The organism is Armatimonadota bacterium, assembly GCA_037138755.1.
In the GTDB taxonomy this organism is placed as follows: Bacteria; Armatimonadota; Fimbriimonadia; order Fimbriimonadales; family Fimbriimonadaceae; genus Fimbriimonas.
This window is the reverse complement of record JBAXHT010000001.1, coordinates 1,582,206-1,603,957: the sequence shown is the minus strand read 5'-3', so window position 1 is coordinate 1,603,957 and position 21,752 is coordinate 1,582,206. Positions and strand designations below refer to the sequence as shown.

Below are 21,752 nucleotides of genomic sequence, written 5' to 3'. Positions count from 1 at the left end.
ATGAGTCTGCGTGTTGAACGGTGCACTGACCTTGAAGAACTCTTCAAAGTCTGGAGTCCCACGTATCGGGACAATGAACCGGTCAAGATCGAGCCAGATAAACCTCGCCACGACGAAGCCTTCGCGGCCCGGCTAGACGATCGCATCGTTGGAGCCTTTGCTTCCCTGCCAATGGTCGTTACTCGAGGCGATGCCGAACTCAAATGCGCCGGAATCGCTGGCGTGGCAGTTCTGCCCCACGAGCGACAGCACGGTGTTGGAAAAGCGATGATGGAGCACGGAATTCGCCATTACCGAGAGGCGGGTTACGAGTTAGCTTCGCTCTATGCGTTCAGCGAGAAGTTTTATCGTAAGTTCGGCTACGAGGTAGCGGGATACAAGTACGGAATCAAAGTCGACATGGGACGCTTCCCAAGGTTCGATCTGACCTTACCAACAGCAAAGCTCGGGGCGGCGGATCGCGACCAGGTCAAGGCTTGCTATGAGGTGTTTGCCCGCCGACGCTCAGGCATGAATCTTCGTCCCGATAACCAGTGGGACCGCATCATTCAGTCGGATTCTAACAAAGCGATTTACACAGTTGGCGATCCAATCGAAGCTTACGCCATCGTCACCCATGACTGGAACTTCTGGGTGGAGCAGAAGGTGGATGAGTTTGTTTGGACCACCAAGAGAGGTTACGAATCCTTGCTAAGCGTACTCAGCGGCATCGGAATCAATAAGACTCATCTGAGTTGGATCGAGCCATCGGATTCGCCTTATCGCGCTCGGCACTGGGATCGTGGGGCCGAATTGAACGCCAACTCTGGGCACCTCATGTGGCGAGTTCTCAACGCTCCCAAGGCGCTCTCGAGCTTAAAGACGGATCGTATCGGTTCATTTACTTTCGAAGTTGTTGATGAGTTATTGCCCGAGAACCAAGGCCCTTGGCGTGTCGATTTCTCTCCCGAAGGTGTTCGCGTATCACCTTCTACGGAGGCGGGTTTCAGGTTAGACATCCGCCAATTTTCACAGGCATTCATGGGGGAACCAGGGCTGCTCGTCTTGGCGATGAATGACCTTGTCATAGTTCGGTCGCGGGCTGATCTGACGGCAGCGGCTGATTTGCTCCGACCGGGACCGGTCTGTTGCCTCGACGCGTTCTAACCGCCTATTTGCCAGCTTTGGACCACCCCAGCAACAAAGCTGAAGTTCGGGCATGGAATGTGCGGAAATCAATGCTTGTCGGTGGGTTTGCCTCCGCTGACGAACACAACAAGATCCGGACCGACATCCCTACGAGAGTCCGGACGAATAACCCTCCAAGCCCATCGGGCCCGCCTTCGTTGCGGGCCCTTTTTTCTAACTTTAGCCCGCGCCTTCCTACGGAGCAACCGTCAAATACTCATTCCACTGCGTATCCTGAGCTAGCTTCAGCTTCGCGTAATCCGTAGCGCGCACGTTCCCAAGTGAGTCAGCAGCATTGAAAGTCGAGGCGGGTGAGAAGTCAATCGCCAGACCCGTCGCGTTCGCCGAGTTCGAGTTATGACCTTCATACACAATCGCATTCGCCGCCGCCGACTTCAAAGCCGTGATCGAAGAAAGAACGCCCGGAAGAGTCGTCCCGAGCTCTATTCGCTTGGCCACATCGAGAAGGTCCCGATAGTGCCTCGTTGAAGTAGGGCTAAACGACTGAGCTGTCGAACGAGTCGATTGGATCAGCGAAGTCAAAGCAACCCGATTCGCATTTAATTCGCTTCCAAATGTCGAAACTGCCGTTGCAAGGGGAGCGAACTGCGAAGTGTCCAGAACCGACTGTGTGATCTTGCGCGATTGATATGCTGTCACCGCAAGCGGCCCGTCGACGAACCCCTTACAGAGGTTAAAGGTCGTATCGTTCGGATTGTCTCTGAATTTGTTGAAAACCAACTGATAGGGATACCCCTCACCCGGAGGCGACTCTTCCGAGCCAACAACGTACTTCGTATTCCCACGAATCTCGTAGGCGACCTCAAACATCTGCATCAAGCTGCAGTCCCACGCAATGAAGTCGAACTGCTCGGAACCGAGTGCCTGGTTAAGGTCCCAAATCTGAATCGAAGTTCCCTTCTCGTCGTCGTAGCTCACCGCCCGTGACTCCGCTTTCGCTGGTGATCGAAGCCACCCGTTGCCGTGATTCCAAACGACAAGACCGTAGCGGTCAGCCGGATAGTTCGCCTTGCCCCATTGAATGAACTGGTTCAGCGTCTGCGTCGAACCCATGTCGACGGTCGTGCCCATGTCCTGAATCATTTCCGAAGCAATCGAGCTCGTGGTATCCGGCTTCACCAGGTACCGACGGGTACCGTCAAACAGCCCGCCCGAGAACCCGCTCGGATAGTTCTTCCACTGAACAACAATTCGTACATCCGGGTTCTGAGCAACCTGCTCCATCTGGTTCACGTTGAGCTGAGAGAACGATTGAAGGTCGTTCGCGGCGTTCAGGAAGACCAAGATCGTCCACTTTTTCTGAACTGCGCCGCTTGGCGTTGTCGAGACCAGTGCGGAGCCGTTTAGTGCCAGTGGCGTGTATGTCGCGCGAACACTTCCCGAACCGGTCGCTGTCGCCGAAAACGCTCCGTCCGATGTAACCGTACCGATCCCACCCAATGCCGTCCAAGTGAGCGAGTTCGGAACGATGAATGTTGCGGTTCCCGCTGAGTTTCGACCGTTCGCCACGAACACCTCGCCTCGTCCAACTTGAACGCTAGTCGTCGTCGGAGAAACCTCAATCGAGCTGATCGCGGTTCCCACGGCAGAGCTGAGAGTTAGTGATCCGCTCAGCGAAATCCGTCGTCGTATCTCACCAATCAGGGTTCCATCCGCGTTCGAACCGGAAAACAGCTGGATGATCACTTGATAGTTGCCGTTTGAGATGGCAAAGTTGACATCCTCGATGTCTTGCGTCGGGTTCCGGAGCACCGCACTCGTGACATCAACCCCATTCATATCGCGAACAGTAATTCTTTGGGACTGACCGCTCAACTGCCCAGGTGCGCCGTTTAATCCCCAGTTCGTGCGGTAATTGAGGCCGCTCGCCATCCCGCCTCCGCCTCCGCCGCAACCAACCAAAGTGAGCAACAGCAGCACAAATCCGATGAGAGAACAGCGTAGCGACATAGCGAACCTGAAGTATCTCATATGACGCACTAACTTCACTCTAGGTTCAGAAATTGTCAACCTTGACTTTTTAGTCAACTTTCCTTCTCAATGATACGTAGGAACCACTGCACCCCATGTTGACCATCAAAGACCTCTCTGCGCGCGTTGAAGATAAAGAAATCCTGAAGGGAATCAACCTGACCATCAATCCCGGCGAGGTCCATGCGATCATGGGTCCAAACGGGTCGGGGAAGTCAACCCTTGCATCGGTTCTTGCAGGTCGGTCTGACTACGAAGTCACCGGTGGATCTGTCGAGCTGTTTGAGCAGGATTTGCTGGAACTGGAGCCGGACGAGCGAGCCGCCGAAGGTTTATTCCTTGCCTTCCAGTATCCAGTAGAGATTCCCGGTGTGACCAACACTTATTTCCTGCGCTCGGCGATCAATGCGATTCGAAAATATCACGGACAGGAAGATATTCCTCCGAAAGAGTTCATGGCGCTGGTCAAACAGAAGGCGGCTCTCATGGAGCTTGACCCGGCAATGCTCTCTCGCTCAGTCAACGAAGGGTTCAGCGGTGGTGAGAAGAAGCGAAACGAAATCTTCCAGATGGCAATGCTTGACCCTAAGTTCTGCGTTCTGGACGAAACTGATTCCGGTCTCGATATCGACGCTTTGAAGATTGTGGCGAACGGTGTGAACGCTCTTCGCGGCGGAGATCGCGGAATTCTGGTGATCACTCACTACCAGCGGCTTCTGGACTACATCGTCCCCGACTTCGTCCACGTTCTCATGGACGGTCGAATCGTCAAGTCTGGCGGCAAAGAACTTGCTCTGGAGCTTGAAGAGAAGGGCTACGACTTCATTAAAGAGGAACTGGCGGCACGGGCATGACGGCGACTCTCTCATCTTCAGACCCTTTGGTCGCGGCATACGACGAGCTGCTTCCGGTCCTCACCGTTGACGGCCTTCCTGGCTTCGAAGATCTTCGAGCGGCAGCGATTCGTCGCTACCGCGAGTCGGGGATTCCGACCACGCGGGATGAAGAGTTCAAATACACCCCATTTCATGCCCTGACGGAAACGAAGTACCGATTCGGTTTCGGCGCGAACTTGGATCGAGAGAATATCGCTTCGCTGTTACTCGGTGATGTGGACGCAATTACCGTCGTTTTCGTGAACGGTCAGTTCGCTCCGGATTTGTCCTCCACCGACTCCCTGCCGAATGGCGCGTACATTGGTGCTTTCTCGGAGGCTAGTGGCTTTGAGGAAGAGATCAAGTCTCATCTCGGCTCAATTGCCCATTTTGACGGGCGCCTAGGCTCGACCAACGATCTCCGATTTGTTGATCTGAACACGGCGTATCTCGGTGACGGAACCTTGGTGTTCCTTGAGAAAAACGTCTCGGTTGAGCGACCGATCCACATCGTCCACGTTGTGTCTTCCACCGAAGTTTCGGCACTATCGTTCCCGCGCAACCTCATCGTCCTCGGCGAGAATGCCGAAGCGAAGGTTCTTGAGTCGTACGTGACCTTCGTTGGGAACGGAGTGACAATTCCGGTCACCGAAGTGAGACTTGCCAAATCTGCTCGGCTGGAGCACAACCGAGTTCAGAACGAGAGTCTGGCTTCAACCCACATCGCAAACGTGTTTGTGGATCAAGCAGCCACCTCGGTCTACACCTCTAACAACATCAACTTTGGCGCATCTGTATCGCGCTGCGATATCAACGCCTACGTCGGTGGTGAGCACTGCGAAACCTGGCTCAACAGCGCAAACGTTGCAGTTGGATCTCAGATCATCGATAACCACACCCGAATCGACCACGCATTGCCAAACTGCCAGTCGTTCGAGGTCTACAAGTCGATCCTTAAGGACTCGGGAGTCGGCGTCTTCAACGGCAAAATCTTCGTTTACGAAGACGCCCAGAAGACCGACGCAAAGCAAACCAACCAGGCGATCCTGCTCTCGCCAACCGCGACGATGAACACCAAGCCCCAGCTTGAAATCTTCGCCGACGACGTCAAGTGCACGCACGGTGCCACCATCGGTCAGCTTCGAGAGGACGCACTGTTCTATCTTCGCGCCCGAGGAATTCCTCTGGCGGAAGCTCAGGGGCTTCTGGTTTACGCATTTGCCGCCGAAGTTCTCGAGAAGATTACGATCGACGACGTTCGGGAGAAGCTGGAAGCAGCGTTGTTTGAGAAGTTGGGAAGTTAACGCTTCCCAATTTTCGCCAGATCCTGGTTCATCTGAGCAAGTTTGGCGTCGATAAGGGCCCCGTCAATCAACATATCAGGAGTCATAGTGAATTTATCTTCACTGCTTGCACCTTGAGTTTTGGTTCCTACTTCGATGTTTCTCATCTTTGTGAATACCGACGAGTATCCCTTTGCCGCTTCAGACCAGCTGTTTGCGCTTTTAACTTTCGGGTACATGAGCTCCCAGTTTTGAAGGCCGACCAACAAACCCTCAAGTGAACGCTTGTCTTTTGGTAGTGCCTGCTTTTCAAGCGGAAACGTATTACCTACAGTTTTCAACGTCGATATGTATTCGCGCTTGAACAGAAGGCTGAAATTTGAGTTACCTAGCGGTCGAAAGAGCTCGGGGTGGCCCTTTAGCCAGAGCGGACGAATCATCGCAACCCTCTTCATTGAGCCAACATAGATTCCGAAAGCGGCGCGACCGCTAAACACACCTACGAAATCCTGGTTCCAACTTATGTGCGTTGAAAGAGCGTGCGCAGTTTTGAGAAGTTTGAGGCAACGCACCTTGTTGCCGGATGAAGCATCAGCTTCTGCTTGAGCAGCTAGCTCTTTGGTGAGCGCCTTGCCGCTGGAATATCTGGGAAAGCTCAATAGATCGCCGACTTTGACAGCAAAGAATGACGTTTGTTGACTGGTCAGCTTGTCAATACTCGCCGACAGCCGATTCCAATCTATTGTGGGCAGTGGCTGCTTCTGATACCTGGCAGTTGCAAGCGGTCGAACTGAGTTTGCCAAGCCCGCAAACTGCTTGTCGGCGGCGATAGCGACCGGAGTTGGATCAAACTTTGCGAGATCTGCCTTGGATGCCGGTAAGCCAAGTTTTCCCAAGCGGACTTGAGTCGCGATGATCTCATCACCGATGTCCGGCTTGCAGATGAGAAGTGTCAGAGCGGCGACCATTTTATTGATTGTACGACAAGGCTGAGGGGCAGGATTCACTTTCACAAAACTTTGAAAGTTCCCATCGCGTAGACTCTATCAGCCAATGGCCTACCGCGACTACCGACATTTCCTTGAGTTCCTTGAATCGAAGGGGGAACTCAAACGAATCACGGAAGAGGTGTCGCCGTATCTGGAAATCACCGAGATTACGGATCGGGTGGTAAAGAAGGGCGGACCTGCGCTCCTGTTCGAAAACGTGGTCGGTCCCACCCACCGAACATCCAGCCCAAACCCCCAAAGCGCGGTGATGCGGAACCCTTCGATTCACCCCGAGAACAGGCCGACGGATCGGCGCAAGTACGACTTCCCTGTTGCGATCAATACCATGGCAACCCGCCAGCGGATGAGCTGGGCCTTGTCTTGCGATGACTTCGAAGAGCACTCGGGACGTATCGCCGAGCTCCTCAAACCCGAACTTCCAAAGGGTCCCATCGAGGCTCTCAAAAAGCTCCCTTGGCTACTTGGCGAAATGAAGAACATTCCGCCGAAGGAAGTCACCAAAGCCGCTTGTCAAGAGATCGTTTGGCAAGGGGATGAGATCGACCTCCGCAAACTTCCTGTCCTGACCTGCTGGCCTGAGGACGGTGGACCGTTCGTCACCCTGCCTCTCGTCTTCACCCACGACCCCAACACTGGCAAGCGGAACGTCGGAATGTACCGCGTCCAGATTCACGATGAACGAACCTGCGGAATGCACTGGCAGATGCACAAAACCGGTGCGCGCCAGATGGAAGACGCTGCGGAGAAGAAGCAGAACCTCGAAGTCGCCGTCGTCCTGGGCGGAGACCCCGTTTACAACTTCTCCGCAATCTCCCCACTACCCCCCGGAATTGATGAGATGCTTTTCGCGGGATTCCTTCGCAAGCAGCGGGTCGAAACCGTGAAGTGTAAAACCGTCGACGTCATGGTCCCCGCCGACGCTGAGTTCGTCATCGAAGGCTACATTGACCCTTCTGAGAAGAAGCTCGAAGGGCCCTTCGGCGACCACACTGGCTATTATTCGCTCGCCGAGGACTTCCCCGTCCTCCACGTCACCGCGATCACGATGCGCGACAAGGCGATCTACCCCGCGACCATCGTCGGTCAGCCGCCGATGGAAGACGGCTGGATGGGCAAAGCCGTCGAGCGCATCTTTATGCCCATGATCAACCTCACGGTCCCCGAGATCGTCGATATGAACCTGCCCGTCGAGGCGACGTTCCACAACATGGCGTTCGTTTCGATCAAGAAAAAGTATCCCGGCCACGCCTACAAGGTGATGAACGCGATCTGGGGCCTCGGCGGACTCTCGTTCACCAAATTCGTCTTCATCTTCGACGAAGACTGCGACGTCCAGGACATCGGCGAGTGCCTCTTCCGTATCGGGGCGAACTGCGATCCATCCCGAGATACGCTCATGAACAAGGGTCCGATCGACCAATTGGATCACGCCTCGCTCGCCGAGGGGTTCGGCGGCAAAATCGGCTTCGACTGCACCCACAAGTGGCCCGGCGAGAACGGCTTCTCCCGGCCGTATCCCAAGCTCATCACGATGGCGGATGACGTCGTGGCCAAAGTCGATTCGATGTGGTCGAAGCTTGGGCTCTAAGTTGTCTGACTAACCGCTGACACGTAATCAGGGGCAGAAAAGTGCGGACTACCGCGCGAGGAAATATGTTGCCAAGCTCGATGGTAAGAGATCGCCCATTGGGGCGATTTGAACCTAATGCTAACCACCATCAATCGGCTTATTGGATTCAGTCTCGCCAGTTTCGGCGAAGAGTTTGGGAAGATCAAGGAGTTCTACTTCGATGATCGATTCTGGTCGATTCGTTACGCAGTCGTAGACACCGGAAACTGGCTCATGGGCCACAAGGTGCTCCTCTCGCCATACTCAATGATCGAGGTCAATACCGCCAGTCGCCACCTGGTTCTAAGCCTCTCAAAGAAGCAGGTCGAAGATGGCCCGAATCTCGAATCTCACCTCCCCATCTCGCGCCAGTTCGAAGAGACCTATTACGACTACTACGGCTGGCCGCTCTACTGGAACGGACCCTACGTTTGGGGCGGATACCCGGCGATTATGCGCGATCCCGCGGCCTGGACTTATACCGACGAAACGAGCAGGGCCTGGGATCCCGAGCTTCGAAGTTCCGCCGAAGTAACCGGCTATCACGTCTCGACGACGAACGGGGATATTGGGCATGTGAACGACTTCGTGCTTGACCCAGAAACCTGGGCGATCCGATATCTGGTTGTCGACACCGGAGCCGTGTTCCATGGCAAGCAGGTGCTGGTTTCACCTCATTGGATCGAGCACATCAGCTTCCCAACCAAAATCGTCAAGCTTAGCTTGACCCAAGAGCAAATTCACGCTGCCCCCGAGTACACCGCCGAGACGCTACTCAACCGAGACTACGAGACCCTGTTGCATAAGTATTACGGCAAGAAAGAGTATTGGATGGATGCAATCGAACCCGTCGTCATCGCTCGCTAGTCGCCGGCATTTCTTCCTTGCCCCAGATCGAGACAGGATATTAGGCGAATCACGCATTCGCCTAATGAAATGAAGGCGGCGACGCCTTTGGTAGTCGAACCGTCCATGGGTTCGTCAACAATTGACCTATGTCAACTTCAACCTCCACATCTCCGGCCTTCGAAACCCTCGCCCTCCACGCCGGTCAAAAAGTCGATCCGACCACAAAATCTCGCGCCGTACCGATTTACCAAACCACCTCGTACGTCTTCGACGACACTTCCCACGCCGCTCGCCTTTTCGGACTCCAGGAGTTCGGAAACATCTACACCCGGTTGATGAACCCAACAACTGACGTCCTGGAGCAGCGAGTTGCGACTCTTGAAGGTGGCACCGCAGCCGTTGCCACCGCCAGCGGACAAGCCGCAATCACCCTTGCCCTCACTACCATCGCCGAAGCCGGAGACGAGATTATCAGTTCCAGCAGCCTTTACGGAGGAACCTACAACCTATTCCACTACACGCTTCCCAAGTGGGGAATCACCGTTAAGTTCGTCGACCTTGCCAATACCGAGGCCCTAGAAGCTGCGATCACCGACAAAACCCGAGCGATCTATGGCGAAACCATCGGCAACCCCAAGCTCGACACTTTCCCGTTCGAGACTGTTTCAGTAATCGCGAAGAAGCACGGAATTCCAGTCGTTGTTGACAACACCACCCCAACTCCCTTCCTCATCCAACCCTTCATGCACGGCGCAAACATCGTCGTCCACTCCGCCACCAAGTTCCTCGGCGGGCACGGAACTTCCATCGCCGGAGTCGTAGTCGACGGCGGAAACTTTGATTGGGGCAACGGTCGCTTCGCAAACTTCACCGAGCCAGATCCCTCCTATCACGGCCTCAAGTTCTGGGAAGTGTTTGGTGCGTTTCCTGGGCTCGGAAACGTTGCATTCGGAATCAAAGCCCGCGTTCAGGGGCTCCGCGATACCGGGGCGGCGATCTCACCGTTCAATGCGTGGCAAATCATCCAAGGCATCGAAACCCTTCCACTTAGGCTGGAACGTCACTCCCAAAACGCCGCGAAAGTCGCTGATTTCCTCGTCAACCACCCCCAAGTCAGCTGGGTCAACTACCCCGGATTGACGACCCACAAGGACCATGCTGAGGCAGCCAAGTACCACCAACGCGGCCTCTATGGAGCGCTCATCGGGTTCGGTGTCAAGGGCGGCTACGACGCTGCTCTCGCCTTCATCGACAAGCTCAACGTGTTCTCGCTCCTGGCGAACATTGGCGACGCAAAATCCCTCGTCATCCACCCCGCCTCCACAACCCACCAACAGCTCAATCCGGATGAGCAACTCTCCACCGGCGTCACTCCGGACTTTATCCGACTCAGCGTCGGTTTGGAAAATATTGACGACCTGCTAGTGGATTTAGGACAGGCCTTAGGTTAATGTGTGCGTGATACAGGTTTTTTTAGCGAATCGCCGTGCTGAATCGGCGGACCGTGCGTCTACGGAATAGAATATGGGAATGATTATGATGATGGCACTGGTCTCCGAGCTGATCCCAGGCACAGTTTCTCCTTCGAAAACGTTTGGCGTGCATCATTCGCAAGTGAACACTGCCGATGTCAATGACTTGGTGAACCTAAAGACGGGCAAGCCAGTTGTCCGGCTCAAAGGTTTTAGCGGATTCGAGGGGGAAAACCACGGCGGAGTTGTCGCGGCCTATAACAAGTCGGAAACGCTTGCCGTCTTCATGCATGAAGGCAAGTGGGAGCCAAGGGCACTGAGCTTAGTCCACCTCGGAGCCGGGAAGCAAATGAGCATGTTGAAGCAAGTTCAATCGGATTCGAAAGGCTATTACCTCAGCCGACCGAAGTCGAAGAAGTTGTCCGGAATGGTGTTTCAGGTCACCGGGGCAAAGTTTGTGGGAGATGCTATATCGTTCTCGATCATTGGCGAGGTCCCAAAAGATGATGAGTCGGCTGCGACTTACCACTCGGTAACTTACAACCTCAAGAGCAAAGTGGCGCCCAACAGCAACGCATTTGTGCTTGGCAAGCCAGTGTTTAAATCACTGACAGAAAAAGACGGATTCAGCTGGCCAGTGGATGGTAGATAAGAAAATGAAGAAATCAATCGCAGTATCGACAATTTTGGTTTTGGCGCTCGGAGCGACAGTCGTTGCTCAGCAAAAGAAGGCCGATAACCAAAAGGACATCATCAAGGCTACACGTTGGCTCAGCGGAACGGTAACCGGCTTCGAAACCGGAGATTACGTCCATGCACTGGTCAAAGATTCGAAGGGGCAAGAGCGCTCTTTCTTCATCGGAGGCGGAGGCACGGACTACTTCCTTGCCCTTCACAAAGGCAAAAAACTGATGATCAGTTACCAAGTCGTCAGTAGCTACATTCCCGAAGCGGGTGGTCGCCAGGAAATTGAACGAATTAACTCGGCAAAGTTCGGCAAATTAGAGTCTGGAGCCTGGTGGAAGGCGCAGCGGAAGAAGTATTCGTTCGAAGAGTTGGATAAGAAGTACAGCCTGCTGATTTACAAGGCGAAGTAACCCGGCAGAGAGGTCGACCTGATAATCTCTTCTTTACTTCCCAGCGAGGTTCCTGTAAATTGTTGACGCGAGTCGAATCAGTGACATCGTTGATCAGTTAGGGGTTAAGAGCTCGGAGGCACCCGCCGAGGGGATCGAGGAGACCTTTTCCGGAGCACTCGGCGAAATATCTCTACCCGTGGAGCTACTCGAAATCTACGCGATTGGCGACGCCATCAAGTTTGACAGCTTCCCCGGTCAGATGATCGAATTCGAGGAGTCGAAAGGGCTCGATCGGGCCGCGTTTGAACCATCCGTCTACGATTCCTGGGCGTTCTTTATGCACAACGATTTTCAGAGCGACGAGATCGCGGTCATCGTCCATGGCCCGGCAACGGGGTACGTGATGCAACGGAAGCACGACGGAATGGACAAGATGCTCGCCCCGAGCGTCGCCGAATTTTTCGAGGGTCTCGTTTCGAACACACCATCGAGGGATGTTTTTGACTACGAGGACGTCGGCTGGATCTACCCCCGCGCCCTGACCGACGAGGATCGCTCGGTGGTAGACGCTCTTTTGGCCGCAGTGACGGAGGCGGAAGACCCCTACGAGGGAGAGTCTCTCGCCGCTCTGGCGATGAGCATAATGTTGGATGATGAGTTCGTTGCGCGCCTGGGCGGCACTCTGTTCCCAATCCCAAATTTCCGAGCGATCATCTGGGGTCGTTTGCAAAAGATTGACTCCGACGCGGCTCGGGCGGGGGTTGCGATGTACAAGGCGGATTATGAGGCTCGGAGTCGGGGGTAGCTACTTCGGAGCCCAAGCAATAATTTGATCGCCAGTGATGACGTCAATGGCGGGGAGGGAGCCGACTTCATTTCCTTCGAGGTCATAGAAATGAAGTCTGCCAGCGTGCTGGCTTGTCCAGTGCTTTTGGTCGGGGCAGATCGAGGTATTAAAGGTCATTTCCTCGCGAGGTGTCACCCACTTCGCCTCCCAGCCGTAATTCACAGGGCCAGTGCCTTGGTAAGGTGCGTCTTCATCTTTCGGGCGTTTGAGTAGTGCGACGCACCGCCAGCCGGAGCCGCCCTGGCGGGCCACTACGGCTAGGAGAGAATTGGAGCCGGGAAGCCAATAAACTTGCTTTGCATAGGTTGGGGTGGAGGAACTCCCACCTTCGGAGTCGAAGAACTCGGCTAGGGGGGCAATTCTGTTGGCGTCGAAGGGTTGGAAGACGGCACCTTTGCGATCTTCTTGTAGGTTGTCGATGCGTAGATCTTGGCCTTGAAACACGTCTCCGTCTCGGGAGAAGGCGATGTGCTTTCCGTCGGGGGCGAAGTTGACGGCTTCGGGGAAGCCGGTCACGGCACGTCCCTGGTAGGTGTACTTCCATGCCCCACTGAGGGGGACAATCTGGAGCTTATTGCCGTAGGCGTACGCGAGGTATTTTCCGTCGTAGCTAAATGAGAGTTGTTCGCCGGGAGTGTCGGCGGTTCCCTGTTCCTTTGTGACGGTGGTTGCGTCGCTGGTTTTGAGATCTTTGATGATGAGTGAGTGACGGTGGGCGTCGGGACCGTTGGGCATTTTTCCGGAGGCATCGAGCCGCCAGTAGGCGAGTTTGGTGCCGTCGGTGGAGAATGCGAACGTGTCGGCGAGTTCGGCTTCTTCGATGAATATTCCCTTTGCGTGGTCGGCGGGCTTCCCGAAGTAAACGCGATCTTTGAAGGTGTAGATGCAGTTCCAGTTCTTGGTGAGGGTTGTGAGTTGGGATTCGCTGAGCTGTTCGGAGGCGGGAGGTGGAGGTGGTGAGTTGGCGGGGGGTGGGAGCTGGCGGCAGCCAAATAGGAACGTTGCTAGTAGCGATACAGCTATGGGTCGCTCGGCTCTTGTCATTCTTGCATAGTATTACAGATTCATTCGGAGTGCCCCGACTTTGCCCGAGCTTTGTCCCTCGACGGTCCCAATGTTGGTGAGAGAGATTTACTCCGGCCAGTAGGGCGGGGCGATTTACTTGGAAGAGCTTTTAATCTGCAATCAAAAGCGCGGCTGGCGCCGCGCACTCCAAACGTTACCGGTTGACAATGCACCATTCGATGCGTCACAATTTATGCTGTCTATGATTGCGCCTCGCGCTTTTGTGGACCGCCATCGTTCAGGAGGGCAACAGATTGGGAATCGAGACTGGTTAAACACTATTTAACATCGACTCGATTGCCCCTGTGCAAAGCAGGGGTTTTTTGTTGGCCGAAAGTGAGCGCAGTGGCGTCAGGAAATCAGAAATGCCAACAGTCAACCAACTAGTTAGAAAGGGACGAAAGGCGCCGAAGGTCAAATCAAAGAGCCCGGCGTTGAAAGAAAACCCATTTAAGAGAGGCGTTTGCACCATCGTGCGAACCATGACCCCTAAGAAGCCAAACTCGGCTCTTCGAAAGACCGCTCGTGTGAGACTTACGAACGGAATCGAAGTTACCGCATACATCCCAGGTGAGGGACACAACCTTCAGGAGCACTCGGTCGTTCTCGTCCGCGGTGGTCGTGTTAAGGACCTTCCGGGCGTTCGCTACCACATCATTCGCGGTACGCAACAGACCGCTGGTGTTTCCAAGCGAAACCAGGGTCGATCCAAGTACGGATCGAAGAAGCCAAAGGCTGGCGCGCCGGCTGCTGGAGGTAAGAAGTAATGCCACGAAAAGGTGCAGCTCCAAAACGATTTATTGCTCCAGACCCAATCTACGGATCGGAACTCGCAGCACGGTTCATCAACCGAATGATGCTCAGCGGAAAGCGCGGAAAGTCGGAATACATTTTCTACCAGGCAATGCAGATTGTCGAAGAGAAGACAGGCGTTCCTGCGATCGAAGCTTTCGAGAAGGCGATCCACAACGTCACCCCCGCGGTCGAAGTTCGACCACGACGCGTTGGTGGTCAGACCTACCAAGTTCCGATGGAAGTTCGCCCTGAGCGACGACGAATGCTGGCCTTCCGCTGGCTGATCGCCGCCGCACGTAAGCGATCCGGTAAGTCGATGGTCGAAAAGCTCAGCAACGAGCTGCTCGATGCATACAACAACAACGGATCCGCGATCAAGAAGCGAGAAGATGCTCACAAGATGGCAGAGTCCAACCGAGCTTTCGCGCACTATCGGTTCTGATCCTTACGTATATCTATTTGGGCCCCGGTCTAGTGCCGGGGTCACATCACGAAAGACACTAGAAAACTCACTAGAAAAAGAGAAAACACCATGCCCCGTAGCCACCCACTCGACCTCGTTCGGAACATCGGCATTGCCGCGCACATTGACGCCGGTAAGACAACAACAACCGAACGAATCCTTTACTACACCGGACGAACCCACAAAATTGGTGAGGTCCACGATGGTGCAGCAACCATGGACTGGATGGAGCAAGAGCAGGAGCGAGGAATCACCATTACCTCGGCTGCAACCACGGCAGCTTGGAAGCGAACCCGCTTCGAAGCAGACGGCGGCAAGAGCAACAGCGACCACGAATACAAGATCAACATCATCGACACCCCAGGTCACGTTGACTTTACGGTTGAAGTTGAGCGATCCCTTCGCGTCCTTGACGGATGCGTTGCAGTTTTCTGCGCAGTTGGCGGCGTTCAGCCACAGTCCGAAACCGTTTGGCGACAGGCCACAAAGTACAAGGTTCCTCGCGTTATCTACGTGAACAAGATGGACCGACTTGGTGCTGACTTCTTCTCGGTTTATAACCGAATTAAGGAAAGACTGGGCGCAAACGTCGCTCCAATCCAGATTCCGATCGGTGCTGAGTCGAACTACCAGGGTTACGTTGACCTCATCACCATGGAGGCCACGCTCTATAAGAACGACGACGGAAAGGTTTTCGAAGTCGGAGCTATCCCGGCTGACATGCAGGAAATGGCAAACGAGTGGCGCGAGAAGATGCTCGAGTCCATCGGCGACTTCGATGACGACATCGCAATGAAGTTCCTCGAAGGCGAAGATATCTCTGTCGAGGAAATCCGAGACGCCATCCGACGCGGCACCATCGCTCTTAAGATGTTCCCGATGATCTCCGGATCGTCGTTCAAGAACAAGGGTGTCCAAGCGATGATTGACGCGGTTTGCGACTTCCTTCCTTCGCCGCTTGAGCGCGTGGAAGTTGACTGCGTTAACCCTGACACCGAAGAGGCGATGACCCGGAAGATCAGCGATGCCGAGCCATTCAGTGCGCTGGCGTTCAAAATCATGAGCGACAAGTTCGTCGGTCGTCTCACCTTCCTTCGCGTCTACTCGGGCTCCCTTAAGAAGGGTTCACCGGTCGCGATCGTCTACCGAGATCCTTCCACCAACGAAATCCGAACCCGAAGCGAGCGCGTTGGACGAATCCTCGAGATGCATGCTAACAACCGAAACGACATCGATGAGGTTTACGCCGGCGAAATCGTTGGCGTCATCGGTCTTGGCGACATCATCACCGGTTATACGATCTGCGATCCAAACAATCCAGTCGCTCTCGAAGCCATCAAGTTCCCTGAGCCGGTTATCCAAATCGCTATCGAGCCGAAGTCGAAGGCAGACCAGGAAAAGCTGGGCACTTCGCTTGGCCGACTTGCTCAGGAAGATCCAACCTTCCGAGTTCAAACCGATGCTGAATCGGGTCAAACGATCATTTCCGGAATGGGTGAGCTTCACCTTGAAATCATCGTTGACCGATTGAACCGAGAGTTCGGAGTTCAGGCAAACCAGGGCAAGCCGCAGGTTGCTTACCGAGAAACCATTCTTGGCAAGTCCAAAGCCGAAGGTCGGTTCGTTCGACAGTCGGGTGGTTCCGGTCAGTACGGAGTCTGTACCATCGAAATGGAGCCGCTTGAGATTGGCCAAGGCTTCATCTTTGAGAACAAGGTCGTTGGTGGTTCGATTCCGAAGGAGTACATCCCGGCAATCGAAAAAGGTGTCCGCGAAGCAATGCTCGCAGGCGTTCAGGCTGGTTACCCGGTCGTCGACGTGCTGGTCCGAGTTACCGATGGTAGCTACCACGATGTTGACTCGAACGAAAACGCGTTCAAGCAAGCCGGAATCCTCGCCTTCAAAGAAGGCATGAAGAAGGCTAACCCGATCATCAAGGAGCCTATCATGCACGTTGAAGTCACCACCCCGGACACCAACGTGGGAGACGTCGTCGGCGACATCAACGGTCGACGCGGACGCATCGAAGGCATGAACCCAGCTCCAGGCGGAGTTACTGTCGTTGAAGCCGTTGTGCCTCTTTCCGAAATGTTCGGATACGTCACAACTCTGCGCTCCCTCACCCAGGGCCGCGCTCAGCCGAACGTCACCCCTTCGCACTACGAGCAAGTTCCGAACAGCGTAGCCAACGAGATCATCTCGAAGGCCCAAGGCGGACGCGGCTAAGGCTCCTCCCCAAGAAAAAACCCAATACGCGGCGAGAGTTTCTCTCGCCGCGTATTGGGTTTGAACATGTCACAATGTATGTCGAACCGGTTCGACAATGAAAATCACGACAGAGCTCGATCTCTCCTCCCTTTCGCCCCGAGACCGACGTTTGGTTGAGCGCGCCGTAGCGACGCTAGAATCGAACATTATCGCCGAAGCATCTTGGTCTCCTCGGCGAGGGATTTGTCCGTCCCCGAGAACCTATCCTGGAGTTTGGAATTGGGATAATGCTTTTCATGCCCTGGCGACTGTGCGTTGGGACCCAGCGCTAGCCTACGACCAGATTGCGCTTTTCCTAGAGAACCAGCGGCCGGACGGAATGCTTGTTGACGTAGTGTGGCCCGATGGTCGTGTCATCGACCACATTGGAAAACCGCCTGTCATGCCTTGGGCGCTGGAGCAGATTTACCGCCGGAGTCCGGATCGAGAGTTCTTGGCGATGGCCTATCCGAAGCTTGCGCGGTACGAGGAATTCTGGCGCGAGCAGCGTGGGGGTGATGCAGAGGGCCTGTTCCACTACTCAAGCGAACCCAAAGAGGACACCCCAACGGACATTGAGCACGAGGCTGGACTGGAGTCTGGATGGGACAACTCGCCCCGTTGGGATGGCGGAGCCACAAAGGTCCATCCGATTGATTTGAACTGCTTTATGGTGATGCTGTATCGGAGCATGGATTTCTTCGCTAATGAGTTGGGCTTGGAAGGAGCTGAACATTGGCGAGCAAGGGCGAGTTCGCTTGGAAATGAGATAAATGCAAGGCTGTGGGATGACACGGCGCAGTGCTATGGCGATCGACTGCGCGGCGGCGACTTCAGCAAGGCCTTGAGCCCGGCTTCATTTATGCCGTTGTTTTGCGGAATTGCGCCGCTTGACCGGGCAGAAGCGATGCTTGCAATCGCAGCTTCGGGGGAGGCGTTCTTTCCGGGAATGCCCACGGTCAGCTACTCGCATCCTGAGTATCGGAGCGACCAGTATTGGAGGGGTCCGATGTGGCTCAATGTTGCCTGGTTCGCGACCGAAGGGTTCCGGCGCTATGATCGAGCAGACTTGGCGGAGGCTTATCGGGAGCGGATTTTGGGGTGGTGTGACGCCGAAGAGACTTACCTATACGAGTATTACGACAGTCGTACCGGGAAGGGTCTCGGTGCCGAACAGTTTGGTTGGACGGCGGCTTTTGTGATTGAGTTTGCACTCGGAAGCCCCTGATTTTCATTTTTTGTCGATTTGCTGATCTGGTTTTGCAATTTTCGTGTATAGTGTTATCGAACCGGTTCGTCGAACCGGTTCGATAACCAAATGGCAACAAAGATTCGGGATATTGCAAGGCACTTAAACCTCTCCGTGAGCACGGTGAGCTACGCGCTCAATAACGGGCCACGCCCTGTTGCACCCGAAGTTCGACAGCGAGTACTCGATGCAGCCAAAGAGATGGATTACCGCCCCAATCGAATCGCGAAATCTCTGAGTGCCAAGCGAAGCGGGATTGTTGGCTTCGTCCCTGCTCGACCGAACGATTTCGCCTTGTTGATTCCTTATACGCAAAACATCTTGAACGGCATCATGATCGGTTGTGAGGAGCTTCATTACGACTTTATGGTGTTCGCCCAACACGGGCGCATGCCTCATTCGGAGTTTGTCGATTTGCTCACGGACGGCCGAGTTGATGGTCTCATCTTCAGCGGAGACCCTTTGCTCGACCCGGTTCGCGAGGCGTGTGTCCGCAGGCGAACTCCGTTCGTCACGCTCTCCGGTACTGCCACCGACGATCCCTTCATGCTCAGGGTGGACAATGCTATGGGTATCCGCCAAATGGTTGAGCACATGGTCGATCTTGGTCATACCAAGATCGGCGCAATGGTTGGCGACGACTATATTCCTGATATCGTCACCCGCTGCGATGTGCTTCTTTCGGAGCTTCGATCTCGGGGACTGATGCCGCCTGAAGAATGGATTGGGCGGTCTGGTCTCAGTCCGGTCAAGGCACAAAAATCGGCAACCGAAATTCTGAGCCGCAAAGACCGACCGACCGCTCTCGTTTGCTTGACTGACGAGATTGCGATCGGAGCCATGCGGGCCGCATACCATCTTCGCCTTCACGTTCCTGATGACCTGAGTGTCATCGGATTCGACGACTTCGTCCATGCCGAAGCTACAAACCCACCGCTCACCACGATTCGGCAACCGGCAGGTCGAATGGGACGGGACGCCGTCGCCATGCTGCTAGACCATATCAACAGCCGGCCGGTCGAGCCATCCAAGCCTTATGCAACGCAACTCATCGTACGAGACTCAACATCAGCTCCAAAGAAGGAACTAAACCCATGAAAATGAATCATCGAGCGTTTACGCTCATCGAACTCCTTGTCGTCATTGCGATAATCGCAATTTTGGCGGCAATTCTCTTCCCCGTTTTTGCCCAAGCCAAACTAGCGGCAAAGAAGACCGCCGACTTGTCGAACATGAAGCAGCTGGGTACCAGCATGATGATCTACAACTCGGATAATGACGATTGCGTTCCTCCTATGAGGGACTATAACAACGCGGTTTGGCCAAACACAGTTAACTTCATTAGCTGGAAAGATATCATCTATCCATACGTGAAGAATGGTGGAACCGGCGTGGTCGGCGTGGTCAACACCAACCGCACCAGCGGCGGAATATTCCAATCACCCGCAAACGACGCCAATTGGTCAACTGCATCCACTTCAAACTTGGTTCCGGCCGGAGCAGGCGACGAAACGACTCGATACCCTCGTTCGTACGCCATCAACCCTGAAGCAGGTACTGACGAAATGGGTGCCGGCGGATGGCCATGGTGGCCCGAATTCGGCGGTGGCCGAACCGGACGTTCCGGCAACCTCGGAGTTCTTCAGAACCACGCCGGTACGGCGATGATCGTTCCAACTAGAATGCCTTATCCCGACGTGCAGATCTGGGCTTTAACCTGGAGCTGTACCAGCAACCAAGGTGGCTTCACAACCACGGACATCACGGCTCCTGCGCAATTTGCGTGTGTTCAACCGATCAATCGGGGAATGAACATCACATTCTTCGACAGCCACGCAAAACACACCAACGGCTTGCAGTCGAACCAGCAGAACGTTTGGGGTCTCTGGAATCTGTTCGATCCAAACCGAACCGGATGGGTTCCTTACTTCAACAACCGCATGCGACAGTTCAAGGAGTGGAACTAACCACTTCTTAAGTCACCTTCTGACCCCGGTTCGCAGGGGTCAGACCCATCTTAATATGAATACCTCAATTATTGCAGTTCTCAGTATTGCCGCTTTGGCTCTGACTGGTTGCTCTTCGGAGCAGCAGCCCGCAACTCCTTATGACGCCAATGCGAAGGGGCAAGTGATTCAGGAAAAGCCGATCTACGAGAGTCCCGAAGCTCGAAACGCCGCGATTGACGCCGACGCAAACATCCCCGCGACGGTCAAGGACGCGGTAAAAGCCGGAGCCGGAAAGCTCGGTGCCCCAGGCGGTCCCGGTGCTCCAAGTGCCCCTAATGCGCCTGCTGGTGCTCCGTCTTCCGGCCTATAACGCTTAATCTCATGCTAGCTGTTCTCACTTCCCTCGCATTCATGAATCCTCGAATCACGTCCTATTTCTCCACTTATGACTTGCAAAACAAGCTGCGTCTAGCCAAGATGGTTCGAATCGGGGGCGAGTCGACCGCGAGAGAGTCGATAGAAGTCGACCCGACGAAGACCTATCAGACGATTCTTGGATTCGGAGGGACATTTAGCGAGAACGCGGCATACAACTTCAAACGCATCTCGCCCGCGATGCAGGACAAGGTCATGAAGATGTACCTCGATCCAAAGGAGGGGGCGAACTGGAGCTTGCTTAGGATCAACCTCAACTCTTGCGACGCATCGTCGAAGGTTTACACCTTTGACGATGCCGCTGGAGATATCGATCTTAAGCACTTCTCAATTCAACCGGACATCGATAACAACATGATCCCGAGCTTGCGCCGAGTGATGCAACTGAGACCGGACGCTAAGATCATGGCGAGCCCTTGGAGCGCGCCAGCTTGGATGAAAGATTCGAAGATCAATAACCACGGGAAACTGCTTCCGGAGTATCAGCCAGTATGGGCCGACTATATGGTGCGCTTTGTTTCGGAGTACAAGAAGAACGGCGTACCGATTTGGTGCGTCACTCCTCAGAATGAGCCGGAGGCGTCTTGGCAGAAGTGGGACGCGATGGGCTGGTCGAACAAAGATTTGGGCGATTTCGTCCACAACCATCTCGCGCCAAAGCTACGAGCAGCTCACCCGGAAGTCGAGATTATTGGGTGGGACCATAACAAGAACAACCTTGAACGTTGGGCCAAAGACACTCTTACATCGCCGGAACGCAAAAAGGACTACCAAGGCATTGCTTACCACTGGTACGAAGGAGGCGAGGGGCGATTCTACGAGCCGCTGGATAAGTTCGCCAAAATGTACCCTGACATTCCGTACATCGCCAACGAGCAAGGGCTGTTTGGGACGTTTATGCTTGATGCACATGCGGCTGAGCTCTATGCAACGGACATCCTAGAAAACATGAACCACGGGGCCATGGGCTGGATTGTTTGGGGCTTTTTCTTCGACCACCTTGGCGGACCCAACCACGCAAAGAATCCGAGCCACACTCCAATCATGGTGATGAGTGATTACAAGTCTCTCATCGTCAATCCAACCTATTACTACATCGCCCAGGTGAGCAAGTTCGTGAATCGAGGAGCCAAGCGAGTTGCTTGCAGCGCCCCGACTGGACTCTTGACGTCAGCATTCGTTAACCCGGATGGTGGAACCGTTGTCGTTGTGCTCAACAAAGGGGACAATGAAGCGAAGGTTCGCCTCTCGGTGGGACAGGCTGGGGGTGAGTTGGTCGTTCCTCCTCACTCTCTTTCAACTCACATTGTGGGCAAATAGCCCACAACGCCGTTGACCGGTAGGCGTCGAGAGCCTCTCGAGAGAG

At 54.6% G+C, this 21,752-nt stretch carries 20 protein-coding genes; 17 read left to right on the top strand and 3 right to left on the bottom strand.

Going from position 1 to position 21,752, the window contains the following annotated elements:
- On the top strand, positions 1-1,146 hold the full coding sequence (locus WCK51_07620; protein MEI7576745.1) for a GNAT family N-acetyltransferase: 1,146 nt from the start codon (positions 1-3) through the stop codon (positions 1,144-1,146).
- A gap of 216 nt (positions 1,147-1,362) precedes the next feature.
- Here WCK51_07620 and WCK51_07615 read toward each other — a convergent pair whose 3' ends face one another.
- Positions 1,363-3,138 (bottom strand): clostripain-related cysteine peptidase, encoded by a 1,776-nt coding sequence (locus WCK51_07615; protein MEI7576744.1) that lies wholly within the window; start codon positions 3,136-3,138, stop codon positions 1,363-1,365.
- 116 nt (positions 3,139-3,254) lie between these two features.
- Here WCK51_07615 and sufC point away from each other — a divergent pair, with 116 nt between their 5' ends.
- Together sufC and sufD are read left to right on the top strand one after the other, a co-directional pair.
- Complete coding sequence (gene sufC, locus WCK51_07610) at positions 3,255-4,013, top strand: Fe-S cluster assembly ATPase SufC (GenBank protein MEI7576743.1); 759 nt, start codon at positions 3,255-3,257, stop codon at positions 4,011-4,013.
- Positions 4,010-5,338: a Fe-S cluster assembly protein SufD gene (gene sufD, locus WCK51_07605; protein ID MEI7576742.1), complete on the top strand. Its 1,329-nt coding sequence runs from the start codon at positions 4,010-4,012 to the stop codon at positions 5,336-5,338. The genes sufC and sufD overlap by 4 nt, the downstream gene beginning before the upstream one ends.
- Here the strand turns inward: sufD and WCK51_07600 are convergent.
- Positions 5,335-6,285 carry a hypothetical protein gene (locus WCK51_07600; GenBank protein ID MEI7576741.1) on the bottom strand — a complete coding sequence of 317 codons (951 nt, stop codon included), beginning with the start codon at positions 6,283-6,285 and terminating at the stop codon, positions 5,335-5,337. The genes sufD and WCK51_07600 overlap by 4 nt on opposite strands.
- An 85-nt stretch (positions 6,286-6,370) precedes the next feature.
- Here WCK51_07600 and WCK51_07595 point away from each other — a divergent pair, with 85 nt between their 5' ends.
- The 6 genes from WCK51_07595 to WCK51_07570 all read left to right on the top strand — a co-directional run bounded on the left by WCK51_07595 (position 6,371) and on the right by WCK51_07570 (position 12,141).
- Positions 6,371-7,915, top strand: coding sequence for a menaquinone biosynthesis decarboxylase (locus tag WCK51_07595; protein ID MEI7576740.1), 1,545 nt, complete (start codon positions 6,371-6,373; stop codon positions 7,913-7,915).
- Between the two features lie 117 nt (positions 7,916-8,032).
- Positions 8,033-8,803, top strand: coding sequence for a PRC-barrel domain-containing protein (locus WCK51_07590; protein MEI7576739.1), 771 nt, complete (start codon positions 8,033-8,035; stop codon positions 8,801-8,803).
- A 128-nt stretch (positions 8,804-8,931) separates the two neighbouring features.
- A complete protein-coding gene (locus WCK51_07585) occupies positions 8,932-10,236 on the top strand; it encodes an O-acetylhomoserine aminocarboxypropyltransferase/cysteine synthase (protein ID MEI7576738.1) in 1,305 nt (434 codons plus the stop codon).
- Positions 10,237-10,315: 79 nt separating this feature from the next.
- Positions 10,316-10,909, top strand: coding sequence for a hypothetical protein (locus tag WCK51_07580; protein ID MEI7576737.1), 594 nt, complete (start codon positions 10,316-10,318; stop codon positions 10,907-10,909).
- 4 nt (positions 10,910-10,913) lie between these two features.
- Complete coding sequence (locus WCK51_07575) at positions 10,914-11,354, top strand: hypothetical protein (protein MEI7576736.1); 441 nt, start codon at positions 10,914-10,916, stop codon at positions 11,352-11,354.
- A 178-nt stretch (positions 11,355-11,532) separates the two neighbouring features.
- Positions 11,533-12,141: a hypothetical protein gene (locus WCK51_07570; GenBank protein ID MEI7576735.1), complete on the top strand. Its 609-nt coding sequence runs from the start codon at positions 11,533-11,535 to the stop codon at positions 12,139-12,141.
- On the opposite strand, the gene WCK51_07565 is transcribed toward WCK51_07570, so the two are convergent.
- The gene (locus WCK51_07565; GenBank protein MEI7576734.1) at positions 12,142-13,227 is read right to left on the bottom strand and encodes a hypothetical protein; all 1,086 of its coding nucleotides are present in this window, start codon (positions 13,225-13,227) and stop codon (positions 12,142-12,144) included.
- A 386-nt stretch (positions 13,228-13,613) separates the two neighbouring features.
- On the opposite strand from WCK51_07565, the gene rpsL reads away from it, so the two are divergent.
- The 8 genes from rpsL (at position 13,614) to WCK51_07525 (ending at position 21,706) form a co-directional block, all read left to right on the top strand.
- Entirely contained in the window at positions 13,614-14,015 is a 402-nt protein-coding gene (gene rpsL, locus WCK51_07560) for a 30S ribosomal protein S12 (protein MEI7576733.1), read from the top strand.
- On the top strand, positions 14,015-14,485 hold the full coding sequence (gene rpsG / locus WCK51_07555) for a 30S ribosomal protein S7 (protein ID MEI7576732.1): 471 nt from the start codon (positions 14,015-14,017) through the stop codon (positions 14,483-14,485). Before rpsL ends, rpsG begins: the two co-directional genes overlap by 1 nt.
- Positions 14,486-14,575: 90 nt before the next feature.
- Positions 14,576-16,732, top strand: coding sequence for an elongation factor G (gene fusA, locus WCK51_07550; protein MEI7576731.1), 2,157 nt, complete (start codon positions 14,576-14,578; stop codon positions 16,730-16,732).
- 97 nt (positions 16,733-16,829) lie between these two features.
- Complete coding sequence (locus tag WCK51_07545; protein ID MEI7576730.1) at positions 16,830-17,981, top strand: trehalase family glycosidase; 1,152 nt, start codon at positions 16,830-16,832, stop codon at positions 17,979-17,981.
- A gap of 90 nt (positions 17,982-18,071) precedes the next feature.
- Entirely contained in the window at positions 18,072-19,100 is a 1,029-nt protein-coding gene (locus WCK51_07540) for a LacI family DNA-binding transcriptional regulator (GenBank protein MEI7576729.1), read from the top strand.
- Positions 19,101-19,102: 2 nt separating this feature from the next.
- Positions 19,103-19,969, top strand: coding sequence for a prepilin-type N-terminal cleavage/methylation domain-containing protein (locus tag WCK51_07535; GenBank protein MEI7576728.1), 867 nt, complete (start codon positions 19,103-19,105; stop codon positions 19,967-19,969).
- Positions 19,970-20,024: 55 nt separating this feature from the next.
- Positions 20,025-20,321, top strand: coding sequence for a hypothetical protein (locus tag WCK51_07530; GenBank protein ID MEI7576727.1), 297 nt, complete (start codon positions 20,025-20,027; stop codon positions 20,319-20,321).
- Between the two features lie 11 nt (positions 20,322-20,332).
- Positions 20,333-21,706 (top strand): glycoside hydrolase family 30 protein, encoded by a 1,374-nt coding sequence (locus WCK51_07525; GenBank protein ID MEI7576726.1) that lies wholly within the window; start codon positions 20,333-20,335, stop codon positions 21,704-21,706.
- The last annotated feature ends 46 nt before the right edge of the window (positions 21,707-21,752 follow it).